The sequence below is a fragment of the Pseudomonas gozinkensis genome (assembly GCF_014863585.1).
Lineage (GTDB): Bacteria > Pseudomonadota > Gammaproteobacteria > Pseudomonadales > Pseudomonadaceae > Aquipseudomonas > Aquipseudomonas gozinkensis.
Window position 1 is genome coordinate 4,286,498 of record NZ_CP062253.1, and the last position, 16,331, is coordinate 4,302,828.

Annotated in this window: 10 protein-coding genes; 4 read left to right on the top strand and 6 right to left on the bottom strand. The window is 59.5% G+C overall.

Annotation, left to right across the window (positions count from 1 at the left end; all coding sequences use genetic code 11):
- Positions 1–6 precede the first annotated feature (6 nt).
- The 4 genes from IHQ43_RS19045 to IHQ43_RS19060 all read right to left on the bottom strand — a co-directional run bounded on the left by IHQ43_RS19045 (position 7) and on the right by IHQ43_RS19060 (position 8,973).
- Positions 7–744 (bottom strand): hypothetical protein, encoded by a 738-nt coding sequence (locus IHQ43_RS19045; RefSeq protein WP_192561705.1) that lies wholly within the window; start codon positions 742–744, stop codon positions 7–9.
- Positions 741–5,426, bottom strand: a complete 4,686-nt coding sequence (locus IHQ43_RS19050) for an RHS repeat-associated core domain-containing protein (RefSeq protein WP_244142219.1) — start codon at positions 5,424–5,426, stop codon at positions 741–743. Before IHQ43_RS19050 ends, IHQ43_RS19045 begins: the two co-directional genes overlap by 4 nt.
- Positions 5,423–8,329, bottom strand: a complete 2,907-nt coding sequence (locus IHQ43_RS19055; protein WP_192561706.1) for a type VI secretion system Vgr family protein — start codon at positions 8,327–8,329, stop codon at positions 5,423–5,425. Before IHQ43_RS19055 ends, IHQ43_RS19050 begins: the two co-directional genes overlap by 4 nt.
- 128 nt (positions 8,330–8,457) lie before the next feature.
- Entirely contained in the window at positions 8,458–8,973 is a 516-nt protein-coding gene (locus IHQ43_RS19060) for an Hcp family type VI secretion system effector (protein WP_007949952.1), read from the bottom strand.
- 421 nt (positions 8,974–9,394) lie between these two features.
- On the opposite strand from IHQ43_RS19060, the gene IHQ43_RS19065 reads away from it, so the two are divergent.
- Complete coding sequence (locus IHQ43_RS19065; RefSeq protein ID WP_192561707.1) at positions 9,395–10,216, top strand: aldo/keto reductase; 822 nt, start codon at positions 9,395–9,397, stop codon at positions 10,214–10,216.
- A gap of 30 nt (positions 10,217–10,246) precedes the next feature.
- The gene (locus tag IHQ43_RS19070) at positions 10,247–10,717 is read left to right on the top strand and encodes a DUF1810 domain-containing protein (RefSeq protein ID WP_192561708.1); all 471 of its coding nucleotides are present in this window, start codon (positions 10,247–10,249) and stop codon (positions 10,715–10,717) included.
- Here IHQ43_RS19070 and IHQ43_RS19075 read toward each other — a convergent pair.
- Positions 10,682–13,042 carry a DNA polymerase II gene (locus IHQ43_RS19075; protein ID WP_192561709.1) on the bottom strand — a complete coding sequence of 787 codons (2,361 nt, stop codon included), beginning with the start codon at positions 13,040–13,042 and terminating at the stop codon, positions 10,682–10,684. The two genes, IHQ43_RS19070 and IHQ43_RS19075, sit on opposite strands and share 36 nt — an antisense overlap.
- A gap of 189 nt (positions 13,043–13,231) precedes the next feature.
- On the opposite strand from IHQ43_RS19075, the gene IHQ43_RS19080 reads away from it, so the two are divergent.
- Positions 13,232–13,672, top strand: a complete 441-nt coding sequence (locus tag IHQ43_RS19080) for a CBS domain-containing protein (RefSeq protein ID WP_007959054.1) — start codon at positions 13,232–13,234, stop codon at positions 13,670–13,672.
- Between the two features lie 119 nt (positions 13,673–13,791).
- Here the strand turns inward: IHQ43_RS19080 and IHQ43_RS19085 are convergent, their stop codons facing one another.
- Positions 13,792–14,415, bottom strand: coding sequence for a glutathione S-transferase N-terminal domain-containing protein (locus IHQ43_RS19085; RefSeq protein WP_192561710.1), 624 nt, complete (start codon positions 14,413–14,415; stop codon positions 13,792–13,794).
- Between the two features lie 1,090 nt (positions 14,416–15,505).
- Here IHQ43_RS19085 and IHQ43_RS19090 point away from each other — a divergent pair.
- A complete protein-coding gene (locus tag IHQ43_RS19090; RefSeq protein ID WP_192561711.1) occupies positions 15,506–16,318 on the top strand; it encodes a TonB family protein in 813 nt (270 codons plus the stop codon).
- Positions 16,319–16,331: the final 13 nt, after the last annotated feature.

A 16,331-nucleotide genomic window follows, 5' to 3' on the forward strand; every position in this document is an offset into this window, starting at 1 on the left:
TATTGGTCATACCTCAAACATACGCCTTCTCGCGAAAGGGGTTTTTATTGTGAAATTTCGTGTTAACGGTGTTGGAGTCCAATTGGAGTCGGTTCGAACCAAAGTGTTTGTGAGCTCTGAAAATTCGATTATCTGTTCCGGATGGCCTGAGATTAGTATTGCTCGAGTATCAGAGAGATCTTCACCTAGCATGACGACAGTACACTTTTTTGAAAATAGCATTGCCGTTATTTTATAAAATAACTCTAATGAGGAGGCCTCAGAGAAATCTGTTCCTGAGGCTCTATACACCTCAGAGACTACACCGAGGATTTCTTTTTTATCACTTTCATTAAGTTCTATCTCTGATAAAAATATTAATGCATTCCATCCTTTGTACGTGGCAGTCAAAAGGGTTTTTATTTCTTCGCTGCTAGAGAGGGCAGAGAGGTCACAGAAATGATGTTTCCCCTCAATATCCAAGTCTAATTCCAAGTGTCTTCTTTTGTTCGCTGCGACCAAGCCAAGCTTCCCAAACGCTCTTTTATGCTGGCCTAATTTCTTCGCGATACTGCTACTGGAATCGAGCTCGGCAGCAAGCACCGCATATATATTATGCCGAAAAAAAATGGGAGCCAAGCAATCAAAAATCAATCCATAATCATAGCCTGTAGCCAGATACCATATCGAGTCGCATGAATTATCAAAGCGAAATCCTGCAGATTTCGAAGCAAGAACGGACCCGGCATCAACTAAAGCTTTCATTGTGGGCATCCTTTAGACCTTTGATTCTCATATGAATAATGCTCTCCGTTGACACCGTGGTAGTGGGGGAGTTCATAGGTGTCATTATCCTTAAACTCGTGCCCGGCGTCGTGTATTTTTACGGAACCTATTGGTGTTTCACCCCCCGCTTTCTGACCGCCACTGGTGAGGGTTTCAACTTTATATCTCTCACTAGGGTGAATGCCTTTACGTGTGTCCTCTGGATCCTTGATAGTTCTAGAGTTATAACTTTGAGACGTAGGAATATTTTTCGAACGCATCGCAGCCCTTCGTGCCGCTCTCTTTGAAGGAAATGTTTGGTCTCCTGGTAACTGAGTACGTCGAGAGCACGATGGAGTTAACCCGAACGGATCGATCCAGCCTGTCGGGTTAGGAGCATAAGCATAAAGATTGAGTCCCCCCGCGTAGCTAATCGGGTCCTTACTAATAAACCGCCCAACCTCCGGATCATAGTACCGATACCGGTTGTAGTGCAGCCCCGTCTCATGATCGTGATACTGCCCCTGAAACCGTATCGGGTTCGTCACGCCATGCTGCCGCGCCCATTCTGAACGCTGTTCCGTCACCTGCCCCCACGCCTTGTACTGCGCGGTCCAAGCCATGTTGCCTTGTGAATCCGTCAGTTCCTGCGGCGTGCCCAAGTGATCGCACTGGTACCAGGCCAACGCATCAAACGGTAATGCCCTTGCCTTGTGATTCCACACCGGGTCTTCATCGAGGCTGTATTCACCACTGTAATCCGGCAGCCCCATCAGATTGATCGGCGCATGCCGTACAGCCTGTGCAACAGGGACAAAAGTGCCCGGTTCAAAGACGTAATGCACCGTGCGTCCCGGCTCGCCATCGCCCTGCGCCAGACTGCTTTCCCACGCGAGGTTGTCGCCGTCCCATCCGTAAAGCGTAAAACCGCAGCCAAGTTCGCGTTGTTTGCGGGCGTGCTCGTTTCTGTTCCAGAGGGAACCGGCTTCAGGCCGCTGTTTATAGTGCGCTCGGGAGTTTTTGTGCAGGCGGCGTCCCAGTGCGTCGTAAGCGAAATCCACGCTCAGATGTGGATCTTCGAAATGCACCAGTCGATCAAACAGGTCCCAACGCATATCGCTACGCTGACCGTTGTGCCAGCGCTGGATCTGATTACCGCGTTCGTCGTAGTCGTAGTGGGTGCCGGCGTATTCGCGCAGCAGGTTGTCGACCAGTTTGCTGCGCGGCGGCGTCAGATCCAGTGGACGACGGATTTCGTCAGTCTTGTCATCCAGCAGGTTACCGGCCGGATCGAAGGCGAACGTTTCAACGCCTTGACGCGTCACGGCGCTGAGCAGTCGGCCGACGGGATCGTAACGATAGGCGAGCGGGCCGCGGCGACTGTCGTTAATGTCAGTCAGTTGGCCGGCAGCGTCGTATTTGTATTCGCGCTTGAGCAGCGTGCTTTTGTCATCGCTGCGCCCCAGCAGTTGCTCCTGCAAGCGACCGGCCGGGTCCCAGCTTTGAGTTTGCAGCAGGTGATTGCCTTGGTGGCGGGCAACTTCGCGGTGCAGGTCGTCGCGTTCGTAACCGATCAGCTCATGCTCGTCCAGGCGCATGCCCAGCAGGTGGCCGCTGCCGTAAGTGAGCCAACTGACGCGGTGGCCGTCCGGGCGAACGGTGGCAACACGCTGGTTAAGCACGTCGTACTCGTGCTGCCAGATCGCGACGGTGGGCTTTTCCAGTCCGAGGTAATGTTGGTGTTCGCGCAGCAGATTGCCGGCCGGGTCGTGGAACCATTGCAGGCGGCTGTCGGCGTTGTCGGCCAGCACCATGTTGCCGTTGCCATCGTAGGCAAAGGTTTCGCTTTGCGACTGCTCGCCCAAGGTGGCGCGACGTTCAGTCAAACGTCCCATCGGGTCGAAGCTCACCGAGATGACGCGTTTGCCATTGATCGATTGGGCAAGGCGACCGGTTAGCGAGTCGTACTGATAGCGTGTGCTGCGCCCGTCAAATCCGCTCTCTTCCAGCAGTCGACCGACCGGGTCATAGTGGAAGTGTGCGCGTTGTTCGTTTTCGTTTTCCAGAGCCGTTAGCCGTCCGAGACGGTCCCAGCGATAGCGCAGGGTTTGCTCGGCGGCATCGACACGTTCGGCGATCAAACCGGCCGCGCTGTAGCTCCAGGTAGTGCAGCGATCGAGACCGTCGACATGCGTCAACAGCCGGCCTTCGGCGTCGCGTTCGAAGCGCTCTTCAGTCTTGTCCGGGTGCTTGATCAGCACCAGTTGGCCAGCCTTGTATTCGTATTCGGTGGCGTTACCGGCGGCGTCGGTGAAGCAGATCATCTGCCCCAGTTCGTTGTATTCCCAGGCGCTGGTCTTGCCTGAGCAGTCGACGTACTCGACCATTTGCCCGGCGTCGTTGTAGTCCAACGTCTTTTCGTTGCCGTTGGCGTCCTTGATCGCGGTGGGCTGACCGGATTTGTTGTAGGCGTATTCGGTTTTGTTGCCCAGCGGATCGAGCGCTTCGACCAGGTTGCCTTGGTCGTCATAGGCGCGTTGCCACTGACCACCCTCGGCATCGCTGATTTTGATCAGCATGTCTTGATCGTCGTAGGCGTAATGCATCACCGTGTGATCGGCACGGATGTGTTCGAGCAGGTTACTGCGTTCATCGTAGCTGTAGCGATCGGTGCTGCCGTCGGCATTGACACGGCGCACGATGTTCTTGGCCTCATCGCGGAAGAACCATTCCGAACGCTCGTCCGCGTAGCGAATGCGGTAGGTGTAGCCAAGGATGTCGTAGTAGTGCCAGGTCTCGTTGCCGAGGGCGTCGGTGACGTAGGTCAGACGGATGTTTTCGTCCCACTCCAGGCGCGTGTCGAAGCTGCCGTCGTCCGCCCATTCGCGGATGGCTTTGGCCTTGGAGCCCGGGCCGTCCCACTGCAGGTTCATGCCGCGTCCGGTGCGGTCGGTGTAGCGGGTGATCAGGTGATGCTGGAACTGATACGACCAGACTGCACCGTTCTCGTCCTGTGCTTGAATCAGGTCGCCATAGGCGTCGTACTGGTAGGCGCAGAGCTGTCGCTGCGGTTCGCCGTCAACGATTTGCCAGAGACCCGTCAGTCGGCCGTGATCGTCGATCATCGTACCGAGGTGCAGGTGGACTTTGGTGAAGTCGTTTTCCTGATAGGTGATCAGGTCCGAGAGCACCGATTGTTCGCCGTGCCGATGCTCGTAATGCAGCATGATCCCGGCGCCATTGCGCAGCGAAATGTTGGTCAGCACATAACGCTGGCCACGACGGACGTAGGTTTCCTTGCGTTCGAAACCGTGGCACAGCAATAGCTGATCTTCGCTGGCACGAATGAGGGTGATGTTTTCGATGGCGTCGTAATGAAACAGACCGACTTTGGGCAGCGGATAGCTGTGGTCACGGCCGTCGGCACCGTAGAAGGTCAGGCCATCGTCCACGCAGTCGAAACGTGTGGTGAACTCGCTGATCCAGCGGGCGCCGAGCTCGCTCTGATCGTAGGCGTCGAGGCGTGAGTTGTAAGTGCGTGTCCATTCGATCGGGAATGGGCCGGGCAGGCTGAAATCGGTATGGCTTAGGCTTTCCGAACCCAAAGCGAAATTGATGCTGAAGTCCGTGGCGCATTCGCAGGGGCCTTTCTTTGGATTGGGTGCGCCTTTCGCCGGTGCCTGTTGGCCGTGGGCGGCCAACTGCCCCTCAGATGCCGTACGCTTCGCCTGTCCGGTCTTCTCCGGATGGACGGCGGCGTTCTGGCCATGGGCATTGCGCTTGCGCCACAACGTCACGGCGCTGGAAAGAATCAGCAGCAACCAACCGATGGAGTTCTGAACGGACTCATCATCCAGCTTGCTCAACTGGGTGCGCAGCTCCGGACCCATCGCCCGCAGTTTCGCGGTTTCCGTAGCAACCCGCTTCTTCACCTCATCGGGCAGCAGGTGATCGGCCGCACTGTTGGCCAAGCCTTTGCCTGCGGCCTTATAAGCGCTGCACGCGGCGCCGAAGATGTTGCCGAACGATGCAAGGGGATCATTCTTGAATTGATCGACCGCCGCACTCGCTTGTGCGCCAGCCGCGTTCAGGTCGCCCTTGGCATCAAGCTTGCCATTGGCCACCGTCTCGAGGCCTTTGGCAATCTCGTTGATGACGTCCTCGCCCAGCTTGCCAGCGTCCGCCAGAATGCCCGGCAGCTTGCCTTTGGCCTGTTCAACGAAATCGTCGAGCGTACCGATGATGGACTCGTTCAAGTGTCCGATCAGGACTTCGATGACCGATGAACTGAGCAGCATCTTGCTGGTGGCCTTCATCTCCTGACGCACCAGAAACAGGGTTGGGCGCAAGGTCATGCGTGCTGCCGCCATTGCCGGTGGCAGCGGCAAAACACCGATCAGATTGATACCGAGACTGGCCCACGCGAGTAGGTCGCGTTTCTGCGCGTTCGACAGGGTGACGATGTCACCCAGCGCATCGACCAGCGCCATGATGTTGCCTACCACGGGTAAGGCGCCGGCGACGTTCTTGATCCGGTCGAGGGTGACCACGCCGCCACTGGCCGATTGCAGCCAGGCATCGAAGGTCGCCGCGCTGCTGGCGACATCCTGAATGTCGATGGCATTTAAAGGAACGATCGCAACCTGAGGTTCACGTTTTACAACAGCAGTTTCAGTGGTCATGACAGCATCTCACCCGCCAGCAGGCCCGGGGTTTTCAAGGAAGTTTTTGGAAGCGTCGGCGCCGGCAGACTCGGCAACTTGCCGCTCTTGCTGGCCGCCCCGAGAATCCCCGACGCACTCGGCATCGCCGCACTCGCCAGTTTCGGCAGCCCGGCCGCTCCGCCCTGCATCACGCCTTTCACCTGCTGCGCCGTTTGCATCGCGCCTTGCGCGGTCTGCATTGCACCCATCCCTGTCTGTGCCAATTCCTTGCCCTTCTCCAACATGTCCCAGTTCTTGCTCGGCAGCGCCTGCGCCACCATGGCCTGCACCTGACTCGGCACGTCTTCGGCGCCCGGCGGATTCAACGGCCATTCCGGCTTGCCGATGTAGCTGCCCTCGCTCCAGGTGTCCGCCGGATCCTTGCCGAACAGCACCCGCGCTGGCCCCGGTGCGGCACCGGCAACGCTGGCGAAGCCCTTCGCGTCGAGCTTGCCCTTGATGCTTTTGCCCAAGGCATCGATGACTTCGTAATCGCCTTCCTTGATGCCCTGACGCCCGGCGTACTGGTTGAACAGCTCCAGATTGCCCTTGCCCGGTTTCGGCGGTTCCGGGAACACGCCCGCCAGGGATTTCGCCCCGGTGTAGGCAAAGTTCGCCGCGTGGGCGGTGTACGGGCCGCTGGTGGCGTGGGTGATGCCGCCGGCGTTGTAGGTGGTGGCGCTGCCGCCGCCCTGGATCACCAGTTCGGTTTTGGCAGTGATGGTGATGCGGTCGGCGTTGGCGGTGATGTTGAGTTTGGCCAGCAGGTTGATGCTGTCCTTCAGTGCCTTGACGTCGATGTCGCCGGAGGCCGCCACCAGCCGCCAGCCCATGCTCTGCACGAACAGGCGCATGCCACGACTGGCACTGGCCAACAGACGTTTGCCGATGGAAAGACTGGTGTGCCCGGTGCTGCTCAGCGCCAGGTGTTCGCCGGTGGCGATGTGGCTGGAGCGCGGTGTGGTCAGGGCGATGCCGGCGGGGCTGGCGAGCACCAGATGCGGCTCGGTGAATTCGGGGAATTCATTGGCGGTGAGGTTCGCCGGGCCGCTTCCGAGCACGCCCTGATGCTGCGCGTGCAAGGCCTTGGCCACGTCATCCTGATCGCCCGCTTCCTGGGCTTGAAGCTCTTTGGCCTGTGTGGCGAAACTGTCCTGTTGATCGCTGGCCGTGGCCAGACGCTCGGCGGTTTCCGGCAGGTCCTTGTGGTGTTTCGATTCGTTCGGGCGCGGTTCGGTGGTGATCAGCAGACCGGCACCGGCCCGCACGGCGCCGTGGCGGTCGGTTCTTAATTCAAAACCTTCACCCCGAGGCTGACCGCCGCTTGGACGCGGATGGGTCAGGTAACCGAGGTTGATCGCGCTCGCACCGTGATCACTGCGCAGCGCGATGCTGATCTCGCTGGTGGTGTCGTCGATGCGCAGTTCGTTGGCGCGGCTGCCCTTGTATTCCTTGCTCTTGACCGTGGCCAGGGTCTTGAAGTCCGGCAGCTTGTACGGCGGCAGGTTGGCGCCGTGGTACAGGCAACCGGTGATCAGCGGCTGGTCGGGATCGCCTTCGAGGAAGGTGATCAGCACTTCCATGCCGACCCGTGGAATGTTGATCGAGCCAAAGGTTTCCGCCGCCCAACTGGAGGCCACGCGCATCCAGCAGGTGGTCTTGTCGTCGTGCTGGCCTTCGCGGTCCCAGAAGAACTGCACCTTCACCCGGCCGTACTGGTCGCAGAAGATTTCTTCACCTTCGGGACCGGTGACCACGGCGCTTTGCGAACCGAGAACCTTGGGTTTCGGGTGGTCCAGCGGCGGGCGGTACGGCACGTCCCAGGGGATCGCGCTGAAGCGGTTGCGATAGCCCTGATGGAAGTCGTCCTTGTCGTCGGTGGTGTCGCTGGTCACCGACTCTTCCAGCACTTGCGGCTGTTTGCCTTCGTGGAAGATTTCGGTGAGCAGCCACAGGTCGTTCCACGTCGGGTTGGCGTGGTCGGTCAGGGCCAGAAAATGCCCGGTGACCAGAATCGGCTGGTCGCTGTTGCCCTCGGCCAGGCGGTAGTCGCTGCGATGGCGTTCGAGGTTGCGATTGGCCAGGTGTTTGCCGCGCTCGCGATCCACGAATCGGCCCGGGTAATCGTAGTCTTCCAGGTCCGGCTGGGCGCTGCTTTTTGCGTCGCTTTCCAGCTCGATCTTCGGTTTGACGAAGTCGTAATCGCGCCGCGTGGTGCGGCTGGTGCGGGTGGCCAGGCGCAGGCCGAAACGCTTGACCACCGGTTGGTCCGCCACCAGTCCGGAGTCCTGCTGATAGGCCACCGGCGCCAGTTTCGGGAACACCGTCTGGTCATCGCCGAAGGTCAGTTTGTGGCCGCTGGCGGTGTGCTGGAAGTGGTAGTGAATCCCCTCCTCTTCGCACAGGCGCTGGACGAAGTGCAGGTCACTTTCATCGTACTGGGTGCAGTAGATGCGCTCGGGATAGATCGCACTCAGCTGGAAGTGGTAATCGCTGGCGAGGATGCCGTGTTCTTCCAGCACCTGACTGATGATCTGCTGTACGGTCATCTGCTGGAAAATGCGCTGGTTGAAACGGTGCGCGAGGTACGAAAGCTGCGGTCGCAACGAGATTTTATAGCGGGTCAGGCGTTTGCCGGCCTCGCCTTGGGCAATGCTGTAAACCAGCCCGTGAATCCCGCTGCCGCTCGGCGACAGTTGAAGAAACGCCAGTTTGTGCAGCAGGCTTTCGAGGTTGATCGAGGCCTTTTCGCTGACCAGTTCCAGCTCGAATTCAAAGGGCGTGTTGAGGGCTTCCCGACCGGTGAACGACAGCACCTGAAAGTCAGTGTCCGCGCCATCGATGGTCAGATTGAAATGAGCCTGGTTGGCCGGTGAGAACATTCCCTTGTCCCTCGTGCTGTGCTGCGATGCGCGCCAGATCGCTAAGGATCTGGCGGCAAAAAATCTTTGAGTAGTGAAGATGCCTCGACCGGCTAAACCGGCCGAGACGGTACAACCATCAGCCGCGATTAAACGACTGGAGCACGCCAGTCATCGGAACCCGAAGTACCGGATACTTCGTGGGTCCAGGTGATTTTGCGGTAGGTGAACTGCACTTCTTCCAGGTGGGTGAAGTGGGCGTTGCCTGGATCCTGGCAGTTGTGCATTTTGTTATTGATGGCGACGATGATCGCGTCTTCCAGTTTGGTGGTGTAGTAGTGCTCTTGGGTGCCTTGCGCCGAAGTGCGGTACCACTGGATAACGATTTCGCTCATGCGCTCGCCGGAAGTCAGAGCTGCTTGCAGCAGTGGCGAAGCCTTGTCGTAGACCTTGGTGATCACAACTGGCTTGTGCACGCGCTGACCGGTTGGCTGACCGGATTGCGGGTCACGCGGGATGATCACGTCGTGGGTGAACGCCTGAACCATGACCTGGTCTTCGTGACCTTCCTGGTAGGTGTTGCCAACGGAGTCGGCGGTGAAAGCGCCGGCAGTGATCAGGCCTTGTTTTTCGCCGGTAACCGACATGTACGCTGGTGTTGCCATGGGGTGTGCTCCTTGCTGAGTCGTTGGGTGCGCTGACAGGTGATATCACCTATGAGGCGGCCAATGGCCATCAAATAGCATGCCAATTTTATCAAGCCCTTATAAACCGGGGGTTGGGTGAGTTTTCTTCGCCATTGCGGCGAAAATTCCCACTGTATTCGTCGAAAAGTGCGCAAGAAGTTGCGCTGTACTGTGCAACTTCTTGCGCACTTGGCTGGAGGCCTTGCTCGGCAGGGCCTGTAGCGGTTTTTGCCTTGGTTTTATTACGGACAGCTGCGCAACTTCTTGCGCACTTCAGAAACGCCCGTTCATTACATTGGAACAAGAGAACTTCGCAATAAACGCCTCAACTGCATTTGGAACCCATGGGCTATCCTGCTGCCCACTTAAAGGTATCGACCGTTTCAGAAAGGAGGTTTGAATGCGTACCCTCGAATTGGCTGGCGTGCAGGTTCCGGTGATTGGCCAGGGCACTTGGCGCATGGGCGAAGACCGCTCGGCGCACACGCGTGAAGTGGCGGCCCTGCGCAACGGTATCGAGCTGGGCATGACCCTGATCGACACCGCCGAAATGTACGCCGAGGGCGGTGCCGAAAGCGTGGTCGGCGAAGCCATCGCCGGTCTTCGCGATCAAGTGTTCCTGGTGAGCAAGGTCTACCCGCACAACGCCAGCCGCAAAGGCATTCCCCAGGCTTGCGAGCGCAGTCTGCGCCGGCTCGACACCGATTACATCGATCTCTATCTGCTGCATTGGCGCGGCCAGTATCCGCTGGAGGAAACCGTCGAGGCCTTCGAGCGTCTGCGCGAGGACGGCAAGATCGGCCGCTGGGGAGTCTCGAACTTCGACGTCGACGATCTTGAGGAACTGTCGAACTCGGCCTGCGCGACCAATCAGGTGCTGTACAACCTGGAAGAACGCGGCATCGAATTCGACCTGCTGCCGTGGTGCCAGCAACAGCGTATGCCGCTGATGGCGTACTGCCCGATCGGCCAGGGCGGCGCGATGCTGGCCGAGCCAGTACTGAAACAGATTGCCGCTCGTCACGGCGTGACCCCGGCACAGGTTTCGCTGGCGTGGATTCTGCGTCAGGATGGGGTGATTGCGATTCCCAAGGCCGTGCGCCCGGAACACGTGCAGCTCAATGCACAAGCGGCGCAGCTGCAACTCGAGGCCGGGGATCTGGCGGCGCTGGACCAGGCGTTTCACGCGCCACAACGCAAGCAGCGGCTGGCCATGGTCTGAGCCACCCGCCGACTGACAGAGGGCTTCGCCATGAGAAGCACTGATCAGGACGATCCATTCAATCTGCAACGCTTCGTGCTCGCCCAGGATCCGGTGTTCGCACGGGTCCAGCGCGAGCTCGACGAGGGCCGCAAGCGCAGCCACTGGATGTGGTTCGTGTTCCCGCAGTTCGCCGGGCTCGGCGGCAGCGAGATGTCGCGGCGGTTCGCGATCAGCTCGGCGCCGGAAACTCGTGCCTACCTCGGCCACCCGTTGCTCGGCGCCCGGCTGCGGACCTGCACGCAACTGGTGCTGAATGTGCAGCAACGTTCGATTGCCGAGATTTTCGGCCATCCGGACGACCTGAAATTCCACTCATCGATGACGCTGTTCGCCCAATTTGCCGACGACGACAGCCTTTGGCATCAGGCGCTGGAGCGTTACTTCCACGGCATTCAGGACGAATGGACCCTGCAACTTCTGGACTCAAAACAAGCCCAACTGCCCCCCGATCAGGGTTGAGAAATCGTCGTCGACAAACGGCAGGATCGCATCCGCCACCGGTTGCAGCTGGCGGGTGATGTAGTGGTCGTAATCGATGGCCGCGCGGCGCACTTCCAGCGGCTCGGGGCCGGCCAGGGTGATGACGTAGCTGATCCAGCCACCGTTCTGATACTGGCGCGGGCGACCGTGTTGCGCGTTGTAATCGTCCGCCAGCCGAGCGGCACGGACATGCGGCGGTACGTTGCGTTCGTAGTCATCGAGCGTGCGGCGCAGGCGCTTGCGGTAGACCAGTCGCTCGTCGAACTCGCCGGCCAAAGTCTTGCGCACGTACTCGCGCACGTAATCCTGATACGGCTTGCGCTGGAAGATCCGCTCGTACAGTTCCTGCTGGAATTGCCGGGCCAGCAGCGACCAGTCGGTGCGCACGGTTTCCAGGCCTTTGTAGACCATCTCTTCTGTGCCGTCGGCGCGGGTCACCAGGCCGGCGTAACGCTTTTTGCTGCCCTCTTCCGCGCCACGAATGGTCGGCATCAGGAAGCGTTTGTAGTGGGTTTCGAACTGCAATTCGAGGGCGCTTTCCAGCCCGTATTGCTCACGCACATGCTCGCGCCACCAGTCGTTGACGTGCGCAACCAGCGCCCGGCCGATGGTCGCCGCCTCTTCCTGACCGTGGGGGCGACGCAGCCAGACGAAGGTCGAGTCGGTATCGCCATAAATCACCGCGTGACCCTGGGCCTCGATCAACTGCCGGGTGCGCAGCATGATCTCGTGGCCACGCAGGGTGATCGAGGACGCCAGTCGTGTATCGAAGAACCGGCAACCGCTGGAACCGAGCACGCCGTAGAAAGCGTTCATGATGATCTTCAGCGCCTGGGACAAGGGCGCGTTGTGTTCGCATTTGGCGGTCTCACGGCCCTCGGCGACCCGGGCGACGATGGACGGAAGGCAGTGCCGGGTGCGGGAGAAGCGCGCGCCGCGAAAACCCGGCACCGAGTCGCTGTCATCGGGATGCTGCAAGCCTTCGATCAGCCCCACCGGGTCGATCAGAAAGGTGCGGATGATCGACGGATAAAGGCTCTTGTAGTCGAGCACCAGCACCGACTCATACAACCCCGGCTGCGAGTCCATGACAAACCCGCCGGGGCTGGCCTGCGGAGGATTGGTGCCAAGGTTCGGCGCCACAAAACCCTGACGATGCATCAACGGCATGTACAAATGGGTGAACGCCGCCACCGAGCCGCCGCTGCGATCCGCCGGCAGGCCGGTGACGCTGGCGCGCTCCAGCAAAAACTTCAGCAGTTCGGTCCTGGCGAAGATCCGCGTGACCAGCTCGCAGTCCTTGAGGTTGTACTTGGCCAGCGCCGGTTTGTCCTCGGCGAACATGCGGTTGATCTCGTCCATGCGCTGGTACGGGTTGTCGATCGACTTGCCCTCGCCGAGCAGAGTCTGGGCGACGTTTTCCAGGCTGAACGACGGAAAGCTCCAGGTCGCCGAACGCAGGGATTCAATGCCATCGATAATCAGCCTTCCTGCCGCTGCCGCGAAGTAATGAGTGCGGCTGCCGTGTTCGCGCCACTGCATTTCCTCGCCGCCACGCCCGAGCTTGAGCGGCACGCCCAGACGCCGGGCGTGCTCGTGGAGAATGCGCAGGTCGAATTGCACGAGATTCCAGCCGATGATCGCGTCGGGGTCGTGACGGGCGAACCACTCGTTGAGTTTCTTGAGGATCAGGGTCCGCGATTCGCAGTACTCGAGGTCGAAGTCGACGATGCTGTGATCGCCGTTCGGCGCACCGAGCATGTACACCTGCCGCTCGCCGCAACCTTCCAGGGCGATGGAATACAACTCGCCCTGCTCGGTGGTTTCGATGTCCAGCGAGACCAGCCGCAGTTGCGGACGATAGTCGGGCGCAGGCTTGAGATGGGCGTCGAGCAGCACACCGTCGGCATCGGGCGTACCGTTGAACCACACCGGCGCGGTGATGAAACGCTCCATCAGGTAACGCTCGGGCGGCCGCACATCGGCTTCAAAGACATCGACACTGTGACGGTTGAGCGCGGTTTCCAGGCGCATCAACTGACCGTGCTGCTGGCAATACAGCCCCAGCACCGGACGATGTTCGAAATCCTGCAGAGCCAAGGGGCGCAGTTCGACGTTCTTTTCGTCCGCCAGTACCCGCTCGGCCTGCTCGCGCTGCGCCGCCGGGATGAACGCCACCGACGGCTGATGCGGCAAGCGCACACGGCGCGGCCCGGCGTCGGTCGCCAGCCAGAACTCGACTTCGGTGCCGGCCGGGGTGTCGCGCCAATGCCGGGTCAGGACGAAGCCCTGCTGTAAATCCACCACTGCGACCTCAAGAATTGATTCAGACGGGCATTCTACGCGGCATTGCCACAACCGGTGACAAAGGCCTCGCCATGAAAAACCCGGTCAAATGACGTTTTTTGCGTGTTATCTGCCGTTTTGCGGCCTTGCTCTGCGCGCCTGCGTCTACGATGCTTGGAGAACAACGACAACACCTGAGTAACCGCCATGAAAACCGTCGCCCAACTGCTCAAGCTCAAAGATCAGAAAAATCAGGAAGTGCACCAGATCAAACCCGATCACATGGTGCTCGAAGCGCTGATGAAAATGGCCGAGAAAAACGTCGGCGCCCTGCTCGTGGTGGAAGACGACAAAGTGGTGGGCATCATCAGCGAGCGCGATTACGCGCGCAAACTGGTGCTGCATGGGCGCTCTTCGGTGGGTACGCCGGTACGCGACATCATGGTGGCGAACGTGATCACGGTGGACACCCACCAGACCGTCGACACCTGCCTGGGCATCATGTCCGACAAACGCCTGCGTCACTTGCCGGTGGTGGAGGACGGCAAGTTGATCGGCCTGTTGTCGATCGGCGACCTGGTCAAGGAAGCGATTGCCGAACAGGCCGAGCTGATCAAACAGCTGGAGCAGTACATTCGCGGGGAATAGTCCCAGACTTCACACGACCCCTGTGGGAGCGAGCTTGCTCGCGATAGCGGTGTATCAGGTAAAAAGTATCTGCCTGACAGACCGCCATCGCGAGCAAGCTCGCTCCCACAGTTGTTTGTTCAAACGGGCCAATGCCGCGCGAAGACCGGCGCCAGCACCGGGTGCCGGTCGATGCGCTGCAGCCATGCATGGAAACCGGGTCGGGCCTGGCGCAGGTGTTCGCGGGCACCGGCCCAGCGCGTGACCACCGCCGCCAGCACGTCCAGCGCCCCCGGCGTTTCATCGTCCAGGTAAAGCTCGGCGGAGAACTGGTCGGCAAACACCTCCCAGGTCCAGTGCAGGCGTTCCCGCGCACCCGCCATCAGGTTCTGCCGCGAGGCCTCGTCCGGCATCACCAGCCAGCGCTCGGGGTAATCAATGACGCCGATGGCCGCGTAGCAATTGCTGACGATGTACACCAGACCACGGATCGCCTGATCCCGGTCAGCCCCCTTGGCAGGCAAAAGACCGGATTGCGGGAAGCTCAGCCCCAGATGAATCAGGATCGCCGCACTTTCGGTGATTGCACTGCCGTCCGGCAGTTGCAGGGTCGGGATCTGTTTGAGCGGATTGAGCCGCGCCAGCTCCTGCGCCGCTTCCGCGCTGGCCTCGATATCGATGAAACGGTAAGCGACCTGGCACAACTCGAGCGCCGCCTCGATGGCCGCCGCCCCTGAATTGCGATGTCCGTAGAGCTGATACATATCCCCTCCTCCGCTGCGAAAGGCATCCTGCCTGGCCCTATTTATAGCTGTTGTATCGAATTTGGCACGGATTGCGCATTCATCGGCAGCTTGCGAATCCCTGATCTCGCAAAACAGCGCTGGCGGTGCCCATCCCGCACCAAGAGCAATCAGCGAACGCTATCCGCGTTCTTGTAAGGTGCGATACCGAACCAAAAGTTCGCGTATCCGAGCTGGCAACAAGGAGTTCACCGCGTGAATCTTCACCTGCTGCGCCACACTCTTCTTTCCGTGCCCCTGTACCTGCGCCGTGTTCGCCCTCCGAACTGTCCGTGCATTCCTTTTATTACCTGAGCGCCTGCACTATTTATTTTTTAAATAGCACGCAAGAAGTCATTGCGTGCGCGCTGCATTAATGAATGCAACAACACATTGCTCGACAATAACTTCCAGACAGCACACCGCTACAACTTTTACTGTTCGGCGTTAATTTCTTAAGCGCACCAAAACTGCACTTACAGTCATTACACCGACCCAGCGGAACAACCGACTTTACTTAGACAAGAACAAGGAACACCGCCTGTGACCCGCTAAAACACTGACCCGCACCAAATCAGTCCGCCACGCACCATCACGCGACCTGGAAGACCCGAGAGCAGCCGCTCTATCTCGCTCAACAGCGCGATACCGAGCCAGACCTGTCTCGCCTTGGAGAAAGCCCTGTAAACCGGGCTGTCGGGAGGTTATGCACCCATGAAAACCGGCTTGCTTAATGAAACTTACATAAATGCGACATACGTATCATCCGAGAAATATCCGCTACACAATTTGTCACTTTCTGGCACAGCGGTTGCTATTGCATCAACCATGAGGGCAGGAACGATGTTCGCCACTCAATTGCACACTCACTCATAAAAGAACAGCCACGGACCGGATCAATGAACCATCGAAGTCGATGTTACTGAAGCAATAAGCTGCACAAGCCATGCTCAATAGATAGTTCAACTGTCGGCTTCTGCACACCTATATAAAAGTTGCGACCAATTACTCGAGCAACGCTGTGTTGTTCGAACGGCACCTTATTGCCCTTCATCCACCCGAGGGAGCTTTAATGAACGATGCGGTAAAGCACAGAACGCCGCCGGGGCCAGTACCGAACGCAGCGCTTGCGTCGGTGGCGGGTCGGCCCGTCTACAAGGCCAACACTTCGCAGCCCGGCGGGCTGAACAAACAGCAGATGCTGTTGCTGGTGGCGGTGTCGGCGTTGATACACGGCGGCGCCTGGTGGTTTTTCCAGCAGGCGCGGGCCGAACCGCTGCCCACGCCACCGGAAATTCCGGAAATGACCGTCGAGCTCACCAGCCCGACACCTCCGGCCCCGCCGACACCGGAGCCGCCACCGCCGCCACCGCCCGAACCCGAACAACCGGTGGAAGACGAGGACGCGGTCAAGCCGCCGCCCAAACCGGTGGAGAAACCCAAGCCGATCGAAAAACCGAAACCGGTCGAGAAACCCAAACCGGTGAAAAAAGTCGAGCCACCGAAAGCGCCACCCGCACCTGCACAACCGGCAGCGCCTGCCGCTCCGGCCACCCCGAGCGCGCCCCCGGCACCTGCTGCGGCACCGGGCCCGGTGAAAGAGTCGGCGGCGATTTCCGGCCTCGCCAGCCTTGGCAACCCGCCGCCGGAATACCCGTCACTGGCCCTGCGGCGCAACTGGGAAGGCAGCGTGGTGCTGCGGATTCAGGTGCTGGCCAACGGTCGCGCAGGTTCGGTGACGGTGACCAAATCCAGCGGCAAGCCGCAACTGGATGACGCGGCGGTCGCGGCAGTAAAGAACTGGAAATTCATTCCGGCCAAGCGCGGCGACACACCGATCGACGGCTTCGCCACCCAGACCATCGACTTCAAATTGCCGCAATGACGGCACAACAACC

Coding starts and splice junctions, on each gene's coding strand:
- IHQ43_RS19045 (WP_192561705.1), bottom strand. CDS start 744: ATGAAAGCTTTAGTTGATGCCGGGTCCGTTCTTGCTTCGAAATCTGCA.
- IHQ43_RS19050 (WP_244142219.1), bottom strand. CDS start 5,426: ATGACCACTGAAACTGCTGTTGTAAAACGTGAACCTCAGGTTGCGATC.
- IHQ43_RS19055 (WP_192561706.1), bottom strand. CDS start 8,329: ATGTTCTCACCGGCCAACCAGGCTCATTTCAATCTGACCATCGATGGC.
- IHQ43_RS19060 (WP_007949952.1), bottom strand. CDS start 8,973: ATGGCAACACCAGCGTACATGTCGGTTACCGGCGAAAAACAAGGCCTG.
- IHQ43_RS19065 (WP_192561707.1), top strand. CDS start 9,395: ATGCGTACCCTCGAATTGGCTGGCGTGCAGGTTCCGGTGATTGGCCAG.
- IHQ43_RS19070 (WP_192561708.1), top strand. CDS start 10,247: ATGAGAAGCACTGATCAGGACGATCCATTCAATCTGCAACGCTTCGTG.
- IHQ43_RS19080 (WP_007959054.1), top strand. CDS start 13,232: ATGAAAACCGTCGCCCAACTGCTCAAGCTCAAAGATCAGAAAAATCAG.
- IHQ43_RS19085 (WP_192561710.1), bottom strand. CDS start 14,415: ATGTATCAGCTCTACGGACATCGCAATTCAGGGGCGGCGGCCATCGAG.
- IHQ43_RS19090 (WP_192561711.1), top strand. CDS start 15,506: ATGAACGATGCGGTAAAGCACAGAACGCCGCCGGGGCCAGTACCGAAC.